This window comes from Proteus vulgaris, from assembly GCF_023100685.1.
Lineage (GTDB): Bacteria > Pseudomonadota > Gammaproteobacteria > Enterobacterales > Enterobacteriaceae > Proteus.
In genome coordinates this window covers 1,131,196-1,150,358 of sequence record NZ_CP090064.1, presented here as the reverse complement: position 1 = coordinate 1,150,358, position 19,163 = coordinate 1,131,196, and the positions used below count along the sequence as shown (strand labels likewise).

Genomic DNA, 19,163 nt, shown 5'->3' with positions numbered 1-19,163 from the left:
TTATGAAAAAACGGAAGAATAAAGTGATAACAAGTTAATTATTTCAAATGAAATAAATAAAAAGTTATCGTTTGGAATGAAAAACTTGAGATTAATTGATCCTAAAAGAATAAATACTAAATATAAATAGATGAAAAATTGTACAAAATTAGAAAAAAACAGATAAAAAAATGCTCGATAACTAATTACCGAGCATTCTATTAATTTTGGTGCTAACTATTGCGACTCAAAATAAGGTTTAAATCAACCTTGTTGAGAAATCTTAGCCCAAGTGTCACGTAAGCCTACTGTACGGTTAAACACTAACTTATCCGCTGTTGATAGCTTATCAGCACAGAAGTAGCCTTCACGCTCAAATTGATACGCTTTTTCGATAGCTGCATCTTTTAAGCTACGTTCAACAAAACCTTCACGAATAACTAAAGATTCAGGGTTAATTGTTGATAAGAAATCATCTTCTGCCGCTGGGTTTGGTACGCTAAACAGACGGTCATACAGACGTATTTCAGCAGGAACAGCATGTGGAATACTTACCCAGTGAATAACACCTTTTACTTTACGACCATCAGCAGGATCTTTATTTAAAGTCTCAGCATCATAAGTACAGTAAATGGTCGTAATTTCGCCTTGTTCGTCTTTTTCGACACGTTCTGCTTTAATCACATAAGCATTACGTAAACGGACTTCTTTACCTAGCACCAGACGTTTATATTGGCGGTTTGCTTCTTCTTTGAAGTCAGCACGATCAATATAAATTTCACGGCTAAATGGCACTTCACGCGTTCCCATTTCCGGTTTATTAGGGTGATTCGGCGCAGTTAAAATCTCTTCGCCTTCTGGCATATTTTCAATCACTAAACGAACTGGATCGATAACAGCCATTGCACGAGGTGCATTTTCGTTTAAATCATCACGAATACAAGATTCTAATGCAGCCATTTCAACATTATTTTCTTGTTTCGTTACACCAATACGTAAACAGAATTCACGAATAGAGTCTGCAGTATAACCACGACGACGTAAGCCTGAAATGGTTGGCATACGAGGATCATCCCAACCATTGACGATGTTTTCTGTCACAAGCTGATTCAGCTTACGCTTTGACATCACAGTATATTCAAGGTTAAGACGAGAGAATTCATATTGACGAGGATGACAAGGGATAGTGATATTATCCAGCACCCAATCATATAAACGACGGTTATCTTGGAATTCTAACGTACATAAAGAATGAGTGATATTTTCCAAAGCATCTGAGATACAGTGGGTAAAATCATACATTGGATAAATGCACCATTTATTTCCAGTTTGGTGGTGTTCAGCGAATTTAATACGATAAAGCACCGGATCACGCATAACAATAAATGGTGATGCCATATCAATTTTCGCACGTAAACACGCTTTACCTTCTTCAAAGCCACCAGCACGCATTTTTTCAAACAGTGCTAAGTTCTCTTCTACGCTACGTGAACGATAAGGACTGTTTTTACCTGGCTCTTTTAATGTACCGCGATATTCACGAATTTCTTCAGCGCTCAACTCATCGACATAAGCTAAGCCTTTATTAATCAACTCAATCGCATATTGATAGAGTTGATCAAAATAATCTGAGGAGTAATGAACGCTACCTTCCCATTGGAAACCTAACCACTGAACATCTTTTTGAATTGAGTTGATGTACTCAATATCTTCTTTTACTGGATTGGTATCATCAAAACGTAAATTACATTTACCCTGGTAATCTTTAGCAATACCAAAATTCAGACAAATTGATTTCGCATGGCCGATATGAAGATAGCCATTAGGTTCAGGTGGGAAACGCGTATGCACGCTATCATGTTTCCCTGTTGCCAGATCTTCGTCAATTATTTGACGAATAAAGTTAGTTGGGCGGGCATCTGCCTCATTCATGGTCATTTTTTCCTCAAAGCAAAACGCATAATTAACCCACTATAATCCAATAAGCAGGTTTCATAAATACCTTAGCTAAATACACCCCTGAGATATTTATCAAAATAGAGATAAAAAAACGGGAAGTTTGAAAGACTCCCCGTTTTATCGTCTTATTTAACCATCTCTTTATAGAGGATTAAATATCTGTATAGAATTTATTTTAATACTTTGTAGATAACGGTTTTATTTCCAACCACATCACCTGTAACTTGTTCAGCAATTTTATCAAAATCATCAATATTGCTTACAATCACAGGACTTATCATCGATTTAGCATTAGCGTTCAGATATTCAAGATCTAATTCTAAGATAGGTTGACCGACTTTAACGTTCGCACCTTCTTCAACTAAACGCTTAAAGCCTTTACCGCCTAATGCGACAGTATCAATCCCCATATGAACGATGATTTCAACACCATTATCGGTTTCAATACAAAATGCATGGTTAGTATCAAAAATCTTAACAACCGAGCCTGTTGCAGGTGCCATTACAATATTAGAGGTTGGTTTAATCGCAAGCCCATCCCCTACAACACCACTTGAGAAAGCTTCATCAGGCACATCTTTTAATGCTACAACTTCACCATCAAAAGGCGCAATCATTTCAAGTAATACTTTTGCATTAGCATTAGCTTGTTTTATAGGTGTTTTTTCAGTAGACACGGTTGAAGTAGATGTACCTTCATAAGCGGCAACTGGGCCTTGTGTTAATACATCGCGCATTGCGTTAGCCACAAGTTCTGCACGCGTACCCACAATCACTTGAACACTTTGTTTATTTAAACGAATAACACCTGATGCGCCTAAACGTTTTGCGTATGCATCATTAACTACAGAAGAATCTTTTACATTGAGGCGTAGGCGAGTAATACAAGCATCGATACCCGTTAAATTATCAGAGCCACCAATAGCGGCGATATATTGACGAGCTTCTTGCTGGATGCCTGCTTTGCTATTCGCAGGGGCTGTTGTGATATCTTCATCATAACCATCTGCGGTTTCATCATCAGACACTTCATCTTCACGGCCTGGTGTTTTTAGATTGAATTTCGTAATAGTGAAACGGAAAATACCGTAATAGATAAAGAAAAACACAATACCTTGGACAATCAACATATACCAGTGTACAGCAAGTGGGTTACGAGATGATAAGAACATATCCACTAAGCCTGCACTAAAGCCAAACCCTGAAATCCACTCCATACTAGCAGCAATATAAACAGAAATTGCCATTAAGAATGCGTGAATAACATAAAGCACTGGTGCAACAAACATAAATGAGAATTCAAGCGGTTCAGTGATACCTGTGAAGAATGCAGCAAATGCACCCGCCATCATAATACCAGCAACTTTTGCTTTATTTTCTTTACGTGCACAGTGATAAATCGCCAGTGCAGCACCTGGTAAACCAAACATCATGACAGGGAAGAAACCCGCTTGATAACGACCAGTTACACCGACTGTCGCTAAACCAGCATCAATAGATTTCTGACCAGCAAGGAAATTAGGAATATCATTGATACCCGCAACGTCAAACCAGAATACAGAGTTCAATGCGTGGTGTAGACCAACAGGAATTAATAAACGGTTAAAGAATGCGTAAATACCGGCACCTAATGCCCCCATATCTTTAATACTTTCACCGAAGCTGACTAATCCGCCATAAATAACAGGCCAGATATACATCAAAATAAAGGCAACGATGATCATGAGGAATGACGCTAAAATAGGAACTAAACGTCGACCACTAAAGAATGAAAGTGCAAGAGGCAATTCTACTTGGCTAAAACGGTTATAAAGTTCCGCTGAAAGCACACCCACTAAAATCCCCACAAATTGGTTCTCTATTTTACCAAATGCGGCAGGTACAGCCTCTAATGGGATCCCCTTGATCATAGACACTGCTGCTGGCGAACAAAGTGTTGTGACCACCAAGAAACTCACAAAACCCGTTAGAGCGGCAGCACCGTCTTTGTCTTTTGACATGCCATAAGCGACACCAATGGCAAATAAGACTGACATGTTTTCGATGATAGCAGCACCAGATTTGATAAGTAAGGCAGCAAGCGCGTTATCGCTACCCCAGCCTACTGGATCAATCCAGTAGCCAATCCCCATCAGAATTGCAGCTGCAGGTAATGTAGCAACAGGCACCATTAGTGCCCGTCCTATCTTCTGCAGATAACTTAAAATATTCACAAACTCCCCCTTGGATAGCCCCTATACGGGATCTTATTCATACTCATTCATATTTTATAAAAAAATTGATGAGCTAATTATTTAATTCCATTTTCAGTCTAAAAAAATTATTTCGTATCGCAAATTAATTAGTCATAATTTGTGATTGAAGTCACCAATATCGTATATTTTTTAGCTGAAATGCTGGCTAAGTCAGAAAGCTTATTTTATGATTAAAAATATCTTTTGGCGGGACAATTGAGTCATCGACTAAAAATGAAAAGAAATTCGTGTTATAGATGAGCCACTGATAATCACACAATGAAATAACATGTTCCTGAATTATCAGATTTGTCTTTTTTCTAAGAGGTTACTATGAGGTTAATCCCCCTATCCACGGCAAAACAAGTTGGTAAGTGGTCTGCAAATTACATCGTTGAAAAGATCAACGCATTTAATCCAACCGCAGATCGCCCTTTCGTGCTTGGTTTACCAACTGGTGGCACGCCATTGGCGACATATAAAGAGTTAATTGAATTGCACCGTGCTGGAAAAGTCAGTTTTCAACACGTTGTGACATTCAATATGGATGAATATGTTGGTATTCCATCAGATCATTCACAAAGTTATCGTACATTTATGTATGAAAACTTCTTTAATCATATTGATATTAAAGATGAAAATATCAATTTATTAAACGGCAACGCAGAAGATCCACAAGCAGAATGTGCACGTTATGAGGCTAAAATAAAGTCTTATGGCAAAATCAATCTGTTTATGGGCGGTGTAGGTAACGACGGTCACATTGCATTTAATGAACCTGCGTCATCACTCTCTTCACGCACTCGTATGAAAACGCTCACCGAAGACACCCGTTTAGCAAATTCACGTTTCTTCGACAATAATGTTAATCATGTTCCTAAATACGCACTAACTGTCGGTGTAGGCACATTATTAGACGCTGAAGAATTAATGATTTTGGCAACAGGTTTTAATAAAGCGCAGGCTGTGCATGCCGCCACCGAAGGTGCAGTTAACCATTTATGGACAATTTCCTGTGTCCAGCTTCATCCAAAAGCAATTATAGTGTGTGATGATCCTGCCACAATGGAATTACGAGTTAAAACATTGCGTTATTTCCAACAAATTGAAGCGCAAGAGTGTCAAAAATACCAAGACTAAGTTTAGTAAAATAAGTACCTACTGATTAAGTAGTGGAAAAGGCTAAGCTCTCTTACTTATCAGCCAGAATTTACTGGCTGATATCGGCTTTTTTTAGATTGACTTCCCTTATCAGGAGACAAAGGTATGTTTGCCTTAACAAATGCTGTTATTTATACAGGTTACGACCGTTTAGAAAATCACGCCATTATTATTAACGGCTCCCGTATTGAGCAGGTTTGCCCACAGGATCAACTGCCAAAAGATATCACTGTTCGTGATATGAAAGGTGCAATTGTCTCTCCCGGTTTTATCGATTTACAAGTTAATGGTTGTGGTGGCGTGCAATTTAATGACACACCAGAAAATGTCACCGTTGAAACGCTAGAAATCATGCAAAAAGCAAATGAGCGTTTAGGCTGTACCAGTTATTTACCAACACTAATTACCTGTTCTGATGAATTGATGAAGATAGGCATCGAAGCAACTCGCGCCTACATGAAAAAACATGAAAACAAAGTACTGGGATTACACTTAGAAGGCCCTTACATCAATGTGATTAAAAAAGGGACACATGATCCGCAATTTATTCGTCAACCAAGTGCTCAGATGATTAGCTATTTGTGCGATAACGCTGATGTCATCGCTAAAATCACCCTTGCACCAGAAATGGTTGATGAAAAGTATGTTCGTCAATTAATCAAAGCAGGTATCATTGTTTCGGCAGGCCATTCCAATTCGACTTATGAAGAAGCTCGTAAAGGATTCCGTAATGGAATTTCATTATCGACCCATCTTTATAATGCAATGCCTTATATTACAGGCAGAGGCCCTGGCCTTGTTGGCGCTATTTATGATACACCTGAGGTTTATGCAGGTATTATTGCTGATGGTATGCATGTTTCATGGGCTAATATTCGCAATAGTAAACGTTTAAAAGGCGATAAATTACTATTAGTCACAGATGCAACTGCGCCTGCGGGGCTTGATCCTAATAAAAATGAGATGGATAGCTTCGTTTTTGCAGGAAAAACCATATATTATCGTAATGGATTGTGTGTCGATGCTGATGGCACATTAAGTGGATCATCACTTACCATGATTGGCGCGATTAAAAATAGCGTGATTCATGTAGGTATTCCATTAGATGAAACATTACGAATGGCTACACTTTATCCCGCTCGTGCGATTGGGATAGAAAAAGAACTCGGTACAATTGAAGCAGGAAAAATTGCTAATCTCGCTTCTTTTGACAAGGACTTCAACCTTTGCACAACATTTGTCAATGGTATTGAAATAACTGATAACTAATGGATGTATATGCTGATGAGTCATAACAACACTGAAACGCAAATTGGCAATATCGATCTTGTTAAACAACTTAACAGTGCGATTGTGTATCGACTGATTGATCAACACGGGCCCATTTCCCGTATCCAAATAGCCGAACAAAGCCAACTAGCACCTGCCAGTGTGACTAAAATTACTCGTCAGTTGCTTGAACGTGGACTGATTAAAGAAGTTGACCAACAAGCATCAACAGGTGGACGCCGTGCGATTTCCATCATTGTTGAACACCGTAATTTTAATACCGTCAGTGTGCGACTAGGACGCAATGATGCGACTGTCGCACTCTATGATCTGAGTGGTAAGGTCATTATTGAGCAACACTATCCCATAGAACAGAGCACACAAAATGAAGTTGAAGCTCTGCTTATTAATGCAATTGATGATTTTATTAAACAAAATCAACGTCGTATTCGTGAGCTGATTTCAATTTCTGTCATCTTACCCGGCCTTGTTGATCCCAATAAAGGCGTTGTTCGCTATATGCCTCATATGAAAGTGGATAATTGGGCTTTAGTAAACAGTCTTGAAAAACGCTTTAGCCTTCCATGTTATGCTGGTCATGATATTCGAAGCCTCGCATTAGCTGAAAACTATTTTGGTGCTACCAGAGATTGTGAAGATTCGCTATTAGTGCGGATTCACCGTGGTGCGGGTGCCGGGGTTATTATTAATAATAAAATTCTCCTCAATCAGCGCGGTAACCTTGGGGAAATTGGCCATATTCAAATAGACCCTCTAGGCGAGCGTTGTCATTGTGGTAATTTTGGCTGTTTAGAAACAATTGCATCCAATACAGCAATTGAAGCCAAAGTACGCTATCAATTAGAGCAAGGCTACCCAAGTCAATATTTATCATCGACACAATGTCAAATCCAAGATATCTGTCATGCGGCAGTTAAAAATGATCCATTAGCGGTGGAAACAATTAAACAAGTTGGCCTACATTTGGGTAAAGCCATTGCGATCGCAATTAACTTATTTAACCCACAAAAAGTTGTCTTAGCGGGTGAATTAACCGAAGCTGCTGAAATTTTGCTACCGTCCATTCAAAGTTGTATTAATACGCAAGTCTTAAAAGAATTTAGAGAAGAGCTTCCTGTAGTCACATCAGAGCTTGATCATCGTTCTGCAATAGGGGCTTTTGCATTAACTAAACGAGCAATGCTTAACGGAGAATTGCTTCAACAGCTATTAGAAAAGTAAGTTATTGCTGATAAATTATACTTTTTGAGTTAAATACATACTTTTTCTTAGTTAAATAGAAAAATGAGTCTAAATTTCAAACAGTAATAGATTAAGAAAAAGAAATGTTGCGTGATTTTCTCACTACATTTCTTTTTTTATACCTTTTTATCTCTACATTTTAATAGTGTTTATTCATCTCCTCTCTTCTTACTGCTTTGTTTTTTCTTTTTATTCACACTTTACACTCTCTTATTTTTGAGTATATTTTTTATCAACAAGGTTGTTTTTTGGATCTTTTTTCGACAAAATGATTAACCATCGAGCAAACGGACACGTTTCTCGAAAATTAATGCAAAAAGCAGTTGACGGATTTGTCTGTAATACGCATAATGCGCCCCGCAACGCCGACGAAGGTTATGCAAAAAAAGATGGCTATGTAGCTCAGCTGGTTAGAGCACAACACTCATAATGTTGGGGTCACAGGTTCGAATCCCGTCATAGCCACCATCTTTTTTGCGGGAGTGGCGAAATTGGTAGACGCACCAGATTTAGGTTCTGGCGCCGCAAGGTGTGCGAGTTCAAGTCTCGCCTCCCGCACCATTTTAACCTCGTCAAGAATTTATCAGTTGGGATATCGCCAAGCGGTAAGGCACCAGGTTTTGATCCTGGCATTCCCAGGTTCGAATCCTGGTATCCCAGCCATATTTCTGATAAATTAGTGTGTTGACAATTGAATTAGCGGATGGGATATCGCCAAGCGGTAAGGCACCAGGTTTTGATCCTGGCATTCCCAGGTTCGAATCCTGGTATCCCAGCCATCTTTCGCTAGATTCAATATGGCTATGTAGCTCAGCTGGTTAGAGCACAACACTCATAATGTTGGGGTCACAGGTTCGAATCCCGTCATAGCCACCATTTTTTGGGATATCGCCAAGCGGTAAGGCACCAGGTTTTGATCCTGGCATTCCCAGGTTCGAATCCTGGTATCCCAGCCATATTTTGAAAGAGAGACTCGCAAAGCGAGTCTTTTTTTCTCCAAGTTGTTGCGGGAGTGGCGAAATTGGTAGACGCACCAGATTTAGGTTCTGGCGCCGCAAGGTGTGCGAGTTCAAGTCTCGCCTTCCGCACCATTGATTATTAACGTGTTTATCACGAAATCAACGATTAAGACTCGCAATAGCGGGTCTTTTTTGTTTCTGCGATCCTATTTTCCCCAAACACAATTTCCCCCTTTGTACTTCTCTTTACTTTCCTGCATTCAAAACGATTTTTTTAATTCCATCTTTATTTTTCCAAGCCTTTTTGATCTCTCTGTACATATATTCACTCAAATACTATACTCCCCTATAGTATATTTAAGGATTATATATGCCACACTCACCAGCAGAAAAAAAAGCCGCGTTAACTCGCGTGAGAAAAATCAAAGGGCAACTTCTTGCATTAGAAACTGCTCTTGAAAATGAAAATGAATGCGGTCAGGTATTACAACAAATTGCTGCCATTCGGGGCGCTATCAATGGCCTAATGGCAGGTGTACTCGAAAGTCATTTACGTGAAGGTCTAATGGATGCTGTCGCTTCTCCTGAAGATCAAAAAAATTCCGTTAATGATGCCATTTCACTTATCCGCACTTACCTGCGTTAATAACAAAAAAAAGGATACACCATGAAATCTCGTGCTGCGGTCGCATTTGGACCAGGAGAGCCTTTAAAAATTGTTGAAGTTGATGTGATGCCACCAAAAGCTGGCGAAGTGCTCATAAAAATTAGCCACACAGGCGTTTGCCATACAGATGCCTTTACGCTCTCAGGTGATGATCCTGAAGGCGTCTTCCCAGCAATTCTTGGTCATGAAGGCGCAGGCGTTGTTGTTGAAGTAGGTGAAGGCGTCACTAGCGTAAAACCTGGCGATCATGTTATTCCCCTGTACACAGCAGAATGCGGTGAATGCCTATTTTGTAAATCAGGCAAAACAAACTTATGTGTTGCAGTCAGAGCAACACAAGGAAAAGGCTTAATGCCTGATGGAACAACACGCTTTTCCTATAATGGACAACCTATTTATCACTACATGGGATGTTCTACCTTTAGTGAATACAGCGTTGTTGCTGAAGTTTCACTAGCAAAAATTAATCCTGAAGCTAATCACGAAGAAGTCTGTTTATTAGGATGTGGTGTAACAACAGGTATTGGTGCAGTTCACAATACGGCAAAAGTACAAGAAGGTGATTCAGTCGCTGTCTTTGGTTTAGGTGGTATTGGTCTTGCTGTTCTGCAAGGTGCAAGACAAGCCAAAGCGGGCCGTATTTTTGCCATTGATACTAATCCTGAGAAATTTGCATTGGCACGTCAATTTGGTGCGACAGATTGTCTAAATCCTAATGATTACGATAAACCTATCCAGCAAGTCCTTGTCGAAATGACCCAATGGGGTGTTGATCATACTTTTGAATGTATCGGAAACGTCAATGTGATGAGAGCCGCATTAGAAAGTGCGCATCGTGGTTGGGGTCAATCTGTCATCATTGGTGTGGCAGGTGCAGGACAAGAGATCTCAACACGTCCTTTCCAATTAGTGACGGGTCGTTCGTGGAAAGGTACTGCTTTTGGTGGTGTAAAAGGCCGTAGTCAATTACCCGGCATGGTTGAAGATGCAATGAAAGGTAATATCGAACTTAAACCTTTTGTTACCCATAAACTGCCATTAGAAAAAATTAATGAAGCTTTTGATTTAATGCACGAAGGTAAATCAATCCGCACTGTTATTCATTTCGATTAATCATCCTCAAACCTATGTCTCATCGGTTTGTCTTTGTTTTTTAAAGGAGTCAAAATGGAAAGGATTGAACGTCACGCCTGTTTTGGTGGTTGGCAAGAAGTTTATCAACATACATCAAAGGCGTTAAGTTGTGAGATGAAATTTGCCATCTATCTTCCTCCGATGGAAGAAGGGCAAAAATACCCTGTTTTATATTGGTTATCAGGTTTAACTTGTAATGAACAAAATTTTATTACTAAAGCTGGTGCTCAACAATTTGCAGCACAACATAGCATTATTTTAGTTGTGCCAGATACCAGTCCTCGTGGTGAAAATGTCGCTGATGATAGTGCTTATGATCTAGGGCAAGGTGCAGGCTTTTATCTTAATGCCACCCAATCGCCTTGGAATGAACATTACAAGATGTATGACTATATTGTTGATGAGCTACCGACACTGATTGAAACACACTTTCCTGTCACGGATAAACGCGCAATTAGCGGACATTCAATGGGAGGACATGGCGCCTTAACGATTGCCTTACGAAATTCAGCCCGCTATCGCAGCGTGTCGGCATTTTCTCCTATAGTGTCACCCTCTATTGTTCCTTGGGGTAAAAAGGCGTTTAGCGCCTATTTAGGGAATGATGTGGCACAGTGGAAACAATATGATGCGGTTGAATTAATTAACCAAGCAGAAAGTGTATTACCTATGCGTGTTGATGTCGGGCTTGATGATCCGTTCTATCAAGAACAGCTTAAACCTGAATTATATGCGCAAGTTTGTGACAAAAAACAGTTCCCTTATCAATTGAATTTACATCAAGGGTACGATCACAGTTACTATTTTGTGGCAAGTTTTATTGGCGAACATATTGCCTTTCATGCAAAGCACTTAAACGCTTAGCGATAATGCGATGATCTCTTTAGGGAGAACATCGCATTACTTTATTACTTAAATCACTTAATGCCTAATGCATAACGTAGCGCCGCTTCTTTAGCCTTACCTGCATGTTGAGCTACTAAAAGACCGATATTTCTAACAACTTTTAATCCCGGTAATTGGTGACTAAAGGCGTGATAAAAAACATCCATTCCCGCTTGCATCACTAAGTTATCAGGCATACGTCGACGCTGATATTTCTTCAATAACGCCATTGAATCCCAAGGTTCAAAATGTTTTTTGGCATCAGCCACTAAGTCTAAGAAACAATCCACATCACGGTAACCTAAATTGACGCCCTGCCCCGCTAAAGGATTGATGGTATGAGCCGCATCTCCCAACAAAATAATCCCTTTATCAACATAACGGCTTGCATGTTGACGCGTTAATGGGAATGAACCGGCTGCAATAGGTGTCGCTTTACCTAATCGCTCAGGAAAAGCATGTTGAATTTCTTTTTCTAACTGCATCATCGACATGTTTTGCAGTTTTCTAATTCGATCAGGTGAGTCATACCAAACCAAACAAGCCCAATTATCAAAAAGCGGTAAATAAGCACGAGGCCCAGAAGGGTAAAAACGTTGCCATGTTCCCTTTTCTGGTGGTAATTCTGTTTTTACTGTAATCAACATACAAGATTGGCGATATTGCCAGCCATTGCTACCAATACCTGCAAATTGGCGTACTTGAGAATTCGCACCATCGGCACCCACCACTAAATTTGTGGTCACTTCACTGCCATCAGAAAGTGTTACCTTCCATTTATCATCTAAATAGATCATTTTACTTAGACTGTTTGGGCATAATAAAGTGATATTGCTATAACGTTCAGCTTCTTGCCAAAGCGCTAATTGCAAAATACGGTTTTCAACCATATACCCCAATTCGGGCAATCCTAAGCTTTTTGCATCAAAAACAACATGAGCGTTTTCTTCTTCCCATGTTTCAAGAGTGAGATAAGGCGCAGAACGCATAGCCAAAACATGTTGCCATGCACCTAGTTGTTTTAATAGACTAACGGACGCACAGCTAATCGCAGAAATACGGATATCAGGATGAGATGACGCATCAAAAGGTGCTGGAGACTGTCGTTCAATCATTGCGACACGCAATCCTTCTTGCGCCAGCCCAATTGCAACAGCAGCGCCAATCATCCCGCCACCCGCGATGATTGCATCAAAATCGTTTTTTACATTACTCATCATTGTTATGTCATAACTCATTACTTTAAATAATAGGTAAGCGCTGTTTCTGTTTATTTTGATTAAACTAAACGCCATAAAGAATTAGCGCCGACTTACTCTAGTCACTGACCACACAAATGACTACAATAACCGCCTTATTGGCTTATTACACGCAACGTTTTCCAGTGATTAGCTATTGTCTCACTGAAAATACCGGATTTACACAATGTCGACGATAAAAAAACTGTACATTAAAACTTGGGGCTGTCAGATGAATGAGTACGATTCATCCAAAATGGCAGACCTACTCGAAAGCACCCACGGTTATCAGTTAACCGATGTCGCCGAAGATGCGGACATTCTACTGCTAAATACCTGTTCTATCCGTGAGAAAGCACAAGAAAAAGTCTTTCATCAGTTAGGACGTTGGAAATATTTTAAAGATAATAAACCCGATATTATCATTGGCGTTGGCGGTTGTGTTGCCTCTCAAGAAGGTGAATACATTCGTCAACGTGCGCAGTGTGTCGATATTATCTTCGGACCACAAACCTTACACCGCTTACCTGAAATGATTAACCAGGTTAAAGGTACTAAAAGCCCAGTTGTCGATATCAGCTTCCCTGAAATCGAAAAATTTGACCGTCTGCCAGAGCCTCGTGCTGATGGCCCTTCCGCTTTTGTTTCTATCATGGAAGGCTGTAACAAATACTGCTCTTTCTGCGTAGTTCCTTACACTCGCGGTGAAGAAGTTAGCCGTCCTTGTGATGATGTGCTATTTGAAATTGCTCAATTAGCTGCACAAGGTGTGCGCGAAGTAAACCTGTTAGGTCAAAACGTTAATGCCTATCGTGGCGCCACTTTTGATGGTCAAATCTGTAGCTTTGCTGAATTAATTCGCTTAGTGGCAGCAATTGATGGTATTGACCGCGTTCGCTTTACTACTAGCCACCCTATCGAATTTACTGACGATATTGTTGCAGTTTATGAAGATACACCAGAATTAGTCAGCTATTTACACTTACCAGTGCAAAGTGGTTCTGACCGCATTCTAACATTAATGAAGCGTAACCATACGGCACTTGAATATAAGAGCATCATTCGCAAATTACGCAAAGCGCGTCCTGGTATTCTGATAAGCTCAGACTTTATCATCGGTTTCCCAGGTGAAACACAAGACGACTTTGAAAAAACGATGCAATTAATTGCAGATGTTAATTTTGATATGAGCTTTAGTTTCATCTATTCCGCTCGTCCCGGTACGCCAGCCGCTGACTTACCTGATGACGTTAGTGAAGATGAAAAGAAACAGCGTTTATATCTGCTACAACAACGTATCAATCAACAAGCCATGAACTTTAGCCGAGCGATGCTAAACAGTGTGCAACGTATTCTTGTTGAAGGCCCTTCACGTAAAAATGTGATGGAGCTTTCTGGTCGTACTGAAAATAACCGAGTGGTTAACTTTGAAGGTACACCGGATATGATTGGTAAGTTCGTTGATGTTGAGATTGTGGACGTTTATGCCAACTCCCTACGTGGTAAAGTGGTTAGAACGGAAGATCAAATGGATTTACGTATCCATGAATCACCAGAATCCGTCATTGCACGTACTCGTAAAGAAGATGAATTAGGGGTAGGTGTTTACCAACCTTAATTAATCAGATTTAACAAAAGGATAATCAGTGACAGTAATAGCACATGCACAAGTAGCGACCCAAGAAATTTTCTTAGAGCCAGCTGAAAATGCCCGTTTAATGAGCCTATGTGGTCCATTTGACGATAATATTAAGCAACTTGAGCGCCGTTTAGGTATCGAGATTAATCATCGTGATAACCGTTTTAAACTCACGGGTAAATCATTATGTGTCAATGCAGCAGCAGGAATTTTACGTCGCCTGTATGTGGAAACCTCGCCAATTAAAGGCGTGATCCCCGATATCGACCCTGAACAAATTCACCTTGCAATCAAAGAAAGCCGTGTGCTTGAGCAAAGTGATGAGCATGTTCCTGAATTTGGGAAATCGACCAATATTCGAACTAAGCGAGGTGTGATAAAACCTCGTACACCGAATCAGGCACAATATATTGCCAATATTCAAACCCATGATATTACTTTTGGTATTGGGCCTGCCGGTACAGGGAAAACTTATCTGGCTGTTGCTGCCGCTGTTGATGCTCTTGAACGTCAAGAAGTGCGTCGTATTTTATTAACACGCCCTGCGGTTGAAGCCGGTGAAAAACTGGGCTTTTTACCGGGCGATTTAAGTCAAAAAGTCGATCCCTATTTACGACCACTTTATGATGCGTTATTTGAGATGTTAGGTTTTGAAAAAGTTGAGAAACTAATAGAGCGTAATGTCATTGAAGTCGCTCCTCTCGCTTATATGCGTGGGCGTACACTCAATGATGCCTTTATTATTCTTGATGAAAGCCAAAACACCACCATCGAACAGATGAAAATGTTCTTAACGCGTATTGGCTTTAATTCTAAAGCGGTTGTTACTGGGGATATTACCCAAATTGACCTGCCAAGAGGCAATAAATCAGGCTTACGTCATGCCATCGAAGTTTTATCCGATGTGAATGACTTAAGTTTTAACTTTTTCCACAGTGAAGACGTTGTTCGCCACCCTGTGGTTGCCAAAATTGTTATCGCCTATGAAGCTTGGGAAACGGAAGATCAAAAACGTCGCCAAGCTATCAAAGCAGAAAAAGAGAAGCTTCAGAGAGAAAATCATGAGTGAAGTTATCCTTGATTTACAAGTAGCTAGTGAAAATACACAAGGGCTTCCTACTGAAGCCCAGTTTATGACATGGTTGGAAGCGGTATTACCGCAGTTTCAACCTGTAAGTGAAGTGACTATTCGCATTGTGGATGAAGCAGAAAGTCATGAACTGAATCTCACTTATCGCGGTAAAGATAGACCCACTAACGTGCTTTCTTTTCCTTTTGAAGCACCACCTGAAATTGAACTGCCTCTATTAGGTGATTTGATTATTTGCCGACAAGTGGTAGAAAAAGAAGCCGTTGAACAGAGTAAGACCGTCGAAGAACATTGGGCACACATGGTTATTCATGGTTGTCTGCATCTTTTAGGTTATGATCATATTGAAGATGATGAAGCCGAAGAAATGGAAGGTTTAGAGACAGAAATCTTACAAAATTTAGGTTATGCAGATCCCTATTTAATTGAAAAAGAGTAACAGTTCTCTTATTTTTATGATAAATACTATATCTAATTAACCATTCAATGAGGAAAAATAGTTAAAACGCCATGAGCGACGACCAATCTTCGAGTAACGATAACCCTGGTCCTAAGAAAGGGTTTCTCACACTGCTTAATCAGTGGTTCCACGGTGAACCTAAAAACCGTGATGATCTGATGGAGCTTATCCGCGATTCTGAACAGAAAGAATTAATTGATCCTGATACCCGCGACATGCTTGAAGGGGTAATGGATATTGCTGAACAACGTGTTCGGGATATTATGATCCCACGCTCCCAAATCGTTACACTAAAACGTAATCAAACTCTTGATGAATGTTTAGATGTAATTATTGATTCAGCACATTCCCGTTTCCCAGTCATCAGCGAAGACAAAGATCATATTGAAGGCTTATTAATGGCAAAAGATTTACTGCCATTTATGCGTACTGACGCAGAGCCATTTAGTATGGATAAAGTCTTACGTTCAGCGGTTGTTGTACCTGAAAGTAAACGGGTCGATCGCCTATTAAAAGAATTCCGCTCACAACGCTATCATATGGCAATTGTGATTGATGAATTTGGAGGTGTATCAGGGCTTGTCACAATTGAAGATATTCTAGAACTTATCGTAGGCGAAATTGAAGATGAGTATGACGATGAGGATGATATTGATATTCGTCCACTGAGTCGCCATGCTTACTCAGTTCGAGCTTTAACCCAGATAGAAGATTTCAATGAAGCGTTCGGTACACATTTCAGCGATGAAGAAGTTGATACTATTGGCGGTTTAGTTATGCAAGCCTTTGGTCATCTTCCTGCTCGTGGTGAAACTATTACCATTGATAATTACCAATTTAAAGTTGTTATGGCAGATAGCCGTAAGATCATTCAGGTTTATGTGCATATCCCAGATGATGCGCCCATTCCTGAACTAGGTAATGATGCATAGGATCTAAATGAATAATACCTCTTTCTTAAACCGCCAGTGGGTTCGCGCCCTTCTGGCGGTTTTTTTCGGTGCTATCGGCACCTTCGCGTTTTCGCCTTTTAACTTTTGGCCTGCGGCCTTAATTTCACTGCTGGGCCTATTACTGATAATCACGCAACGTACAACCCGACAAGGTGCATTTCTTGGCTTTGCTTGGGGCTTTGGATTATTCGGCACCGGTGTAAATTGGGTTTATGTCAGCATTGCTGATTTTGGCGGTATGCCATTTGCAATAAATATCTTTTTAGTGATTTTATTAGCACTTTATTTATCACTCTATACCCTACTTTTTGCCGGCTTATTAAATAAGTTTTTCCCAAACCCGACTCTATGGCGATTTGTTTTTGCTGCACCCGCACTATGGCAAATTACAGAATTCTTAAGAGGTTGGGTATTATCGGGTTTCCCATGGTTACAATTTGGTTATAGCCAAATTGACGGCCCATTAAAAGGTATTGCACCTATTTTTGGTGTCACAATGATAACGTTGCTACTGACTGTTATCAGTGGCCTTATCGCATTTGCTCTCTTTCGAAAATCAATTTATAGCCTTGTTGCAGCACTCCTATTATTGGTGCTGCCTATCAGCTTTAAATCTTATCAGTGGTATCAACCATTACCAGATGAAACACAAGAGATAGCACTTGTTCAGGGGAATATTGCGCAATCATTAAAATGGGAACCCGGTACATTAGAAAGTACACTAAAAACCTATCTCACTTTAAGCCGTCCTTTTATTGGTAATGCAAATCTTATTATTTGGCCTGAATCGGCGATCCCTGATATTGAAATTCAACAGCAAGGCTTTTTAGCTGAGCTTGATAAGCAATTGAGAGAGCAAGATACTCATTTAATGACAGGAATTATTGATGCTCGGCCGACATTAGAAGGTTATCGTTTCTATAATAGTGTCATCACATTAGGTGAACACTATGCTTATCAATATCCAGCCACAGATCGCTATAATAAACATCACCTTGTTCCTTTTGGTGAATATGTACCATTAGAATCACTATTACGCCCACTGGCACCTTTCTTTAATTTACCGATGTCATCATTAAGCCAAGGCGAATATGTACAACCTCAACTGACTATCAATGATGCCAAAATTACCGCGGCTATCTGCTATGAAATTATTTTAGGTGAGCAAGTTCGTGCTAATTTCAAACCTGATACACGATTCTTATTAACGATTTCTAATGATGCGTGGTTTGGCAATTCAATCGGCCCTTGGCAGCATTTTCAAATGGCGAGAATGCGCTCTCTTGAGTTAGGAAGACCATTATTACGTTCGACAAATAATGGTATTACAGCCTTTATTGCCGCCAACGGTGATGTAATTTCTCAACTTCCTCAATTTGAAAAAGGTGCTTTAGCGGAAAAAATGACACCAACAACAGGATTAACCCCTTATTATAAATGGGGTAATACACCATTGTGGATACTGGTTGGATTATTTTTTATTATCGCCTTTATTAAACGCCGTAATTAAAATGAATAAAGCCCAACCTTATTAAGTTAATATTAATTAGGTTGGGCTTTCTCTAATAAAAGGGCTTTATCATGGAACATTACCCTGAATATATTCTCGATATTATTTGGCAAAGAGCTAAAAAAATATCAACAGATAATGAAACAAAGGGTTTCCGTACAGATAAAGAAAATAAATGGATCCAACGCCAAATGTTCAATCGGCAACAACATGAATTTGGCTGGGTATTATCAAAACACCCAGAGTCAATTAATCAACTTATTGAAGATAAAACCATTGTACCTGTGCATTGGAAAACTGCGATTAATATTCAACAAAAACAAGAGGTTGAATCTAAACGCCTTAATGTCTCCTTACTTGAACCACCAGCACTATCTCAATTAATTCATTCATCAGCCGATATTCAATCTTATTGGCAATATGCTCATAAGATTTCCAGTGATAACGAAGAAAAAGGTTTTCGTAAAGATTATTACGGTTATGTTATTGAGCAAAATGCGTTCGGAAATAAACAACATCAATATGGTTGGACATTAGCCCAATTAACACCTGTAAATAAAAATAATCAAACCGCTATCCCTATTAATATTGTGCCGATACATATTAATACTTCAAAACGTATTGCCAATGAAAAAGTGTTAATAGCTCAAAACACTCAAGAAGCAAAAATTGAGCGTAGACGTAAAAATGTTATTTATGAGGTGATCTACTTTATTGCCAGCTTACCCGGTATCATTTTTTCTTTACTAAAATTCTGATAACT

15 protein-coding genes and 7 tRNA genes are annotated in these 19,163 nt (G+C 39.6%); 19 read left to right on the top strand and 3 right to left on the bottom strand.

Going from position 1 to position 19,163, the window contains the following annotated elements:
* Positions 1-243: 243 nt before the first annotated feature.
* Both glnS and nagE read right to left on the bottom strand, forming a co-directional pair.
* Complete coding sequence (gene glnS / locus LW139_RS05465) at positions 244-1,911, bottom strand: glutamine--tRNA ligase (protein ID WP_109410000.1); 1,668 nt, start codon at positions 1,909-1,911, stop codon at positions 244-246.
* A 197-nt stretch (positions 1,912-2,108) separates the two neighbouring features.
* Entirely contained in the window at positions 2,109-4,151 is a 2,043-nt protein-coding gene (gene nagE / locus LW139_RS05460) for an N-acetylglucosamine-specific PTS transporter subunit IIBC (RefSeq protein WP_166540959.1), read from the bottom strand.
* A gap of 354 nt (positions 4,152-4,505) precedes the next feature.
* Between nagE and nagB the strand changes: the two genes are divergently transcribed.
* From nagB to fghA, 13 genes are all read left to right on the top strand, one after another.
* Entirely contained in the window at positions 4,506-5,312 is an 807-nt protein-coding gene (nagB, locus tag LW139_RS05455; protein ID WP_109409532.1) for a glucosamine-6-phosphate deaminase, read from the top strand.
* Positions 5,313-5,438: 126 nt separating this feature from the next.
* A complete protein-coding gene (nagA, locus tag LW139_RS05450) occupies positions 5,439-6,602 on the top strand; it encodes an N-acetylglucosamine-6-phosphate deacetylase (protein ID WP_109409531.1) in 1,164 nt (387 codons plus the stop codon).
* A 9-nt stretch (positions 6,603-6,611) separates the two neighbouring features.
* Positions 6,612-7,844 carry a DNA-binding transcriptional regulator NagC gene (gene nagC / locus LW139_RS05445; RefSeq protein WP_166540957.1) on the top strand — a complete coding sequence of 411 codons (1,233 nt, stop codon included), beginning with the start codon at positions 6,612-6,614 and terminating at the stop codon, positions 7,842-7,844.
* A 412-nt stretch (positions 7,845-8,256) separates the two neighbouring features.
* A tRNA-Met gene (locus tag LW139_RS05440) sits at positions 8,257-8,333 on the top strand.
* Between the two features lie 8 nt (positions 8,334-8,341).
* Positions 8,342-8,426, top strand: a tRNA-Leu gene (locus tag LW139_RS05435).
* 27 nt (positions 8,427-8,453) lie between these two features.
* Positions 8,454-8,528, top strand: a tRNA-Gln gene (locus LW139_RS05430).
* Between the two features lie 41 nt (positions 8,529-8,569).
* Positions 8,570-8,644 (top strand) — tRNA-Gln (locus LW139_RS05425).
* A 20-nt stretch (positions 8,645-8,664) separates the two neighbouring features.
* A tRNA-Met gene (locus LW139_RS05420) sits at positions 8,665-8,741 on the top strand.
* A 5-nt stretch (positions 8,742-8,746) separates the two neighbouring features.
* Positions 8,747-8,821: transfer RNA gene (locus tag LW139_RS05415), tRNA-Gln, on the top strand.
* A gap of 50 nt (positions 8,822-8,871) precedes the next feature.
* Positions 8,872-8,956: transfer RNA gene (locus tag LW139_RS05410), tRNA-Leu, on the top strand.
* A gap of 238 nt (positions 8,957-9,194) precedes the next feature.
* Complete coding sequence (locus LW139_RS05405; protein ID WP_166540956.1) at positions 9,195-9,470, top strand: metal-sensing transcriptional repressor; 276 nt, start codon at positions 9,195-9,197, stop codon at positions 9,468-9,470.
* Between the two features lie 21 nt (positions 9,471-9,491).
* Positions 9,492-10,604: an S-(hydroxymethyl)glutathione dehydrogenase/class III alcohol dehydrogenase gene (locus tag LW139_RS05400; RefSeq protein WP_109409529.1), complete on the top strand. Its 1,113-nt coding sequence runs from the start codon at positions 9,492-9,494 to the stop codon at positions 10,602-10,604.
* Positions 10,605-10,658: 54 nt separating this feature from the next.
* Positions 10,659-11,489, top strand: a complete 831-nt coding sequence (gene fghA, locus LW139_RS05395) for an S-formylglutathione hydrolase (RefSeq protein WP_227336558.1) — start codon at positions 10,659-10,661, stop codon at positions 11,487-11,489.
* A gap of 53 nt (positions 11,490-11,542) precedes the next feature.
* Here fghA and ubiF read toward each other — a convergent pair whose 3' ends face one another.
* On the bottom strand, positions 11,543-12,730 hold the full coding sequence (ubiF, locus tag LW139_RS05390) for a 3-demethoxyubiquinol 3-hydroxylase (RefSeq protein WP_247850725.1): 1,188 nt from the start codon (positions 12,728-12,730) through the stop codon (positions 11,543-11,545).
* Between the two features lie 205 nt (positions 12,731-12,935).
* Here ubiF and miaB point away from each other — a divergent pair, with 205 nt between their 5' ends.
* The 6 genes from miaB (at position 12,936) to LW139_RS05360 (ending at position 19,158) form a co-directional block, all read left to right on the top strand.
* Positions 12,936-14,366 (top strand): tRNA (N6-isopentenyl adenosine(37)-C2)-methylthiotransferase MiaB, encoded by a 1,431-nt coding sequence (miaB, locus tag LW139_RS05385; protein WP_166540953.1) that lies wholly within the window; start codon positions 12,936-12,938, stop codon positions 14,364-14,366.
* Positions 14,367-14,394: 28 nt separating this feature from the next.
* Complete coding sequence (locus LW139_RS05380) at positions 14,395-15,456, top strand: PhoH family protein (RefSeq protein WP_247850724.1); 1,062 nt, start codon at positions 14,395-14,397, stop codon at positions 15,454-15,456.
* On the top strand, positions 15,449-15,916 hold the full coding sequence (ybeY, locus tag LW139_RS05375; RefSeq protein WP_075671597.1) for an rRNA maturation RNase YbeY: 468 nt from the start codon (positions 15,449-15,451) through the stop codon (positions 15,914-15,916). Before LW139_RS05380 ends, ybeY begins: the two co-directional genes overlap by 8 nt.
* Before the next feature lie 71 nt (positions 15,917-15,987).
* Positions 15,988-16,869: a CNNM family magnesium/cobalt transport protein CorC gene (gene corC / locus LW139_RS05370; protein ID WP_023581153.1), complete on the top strand. Its 882-nt coding sequence runs from the start codon at positions 15,988-15,990 to the stop codon at positions 16,867-16,869.
* A 7-nt stretch (positions 16,870-16,876) separates the two neighbouring features.
* Positions 16,877-18,400 (top strand): apolipoprotein N-acyltransferase, encoded by a 1,524-nt coding sequence (gene lnt / locus LW139_RS05365; protein ID WP_166540952.1) that lies wholly within the window; start codon positions 16,877-16,879, stop codon positions 18,398-18,400.
* A gap of 71 nt (positions 18,401-18,471) precedes the next feature.
* Complete coding sequence (locus tag LW139_RS05360; RefSeq protein WP_247850723.1) at positions 18,472-19,158, top strand: hypothetical protein; 687 nt, start codon at positions 18,472-18,474, stop codon at positions 19,156-19,158.
* The last annotated feature ends 5 nt before the right edge of the window (positions 19,159-19,163 follow it).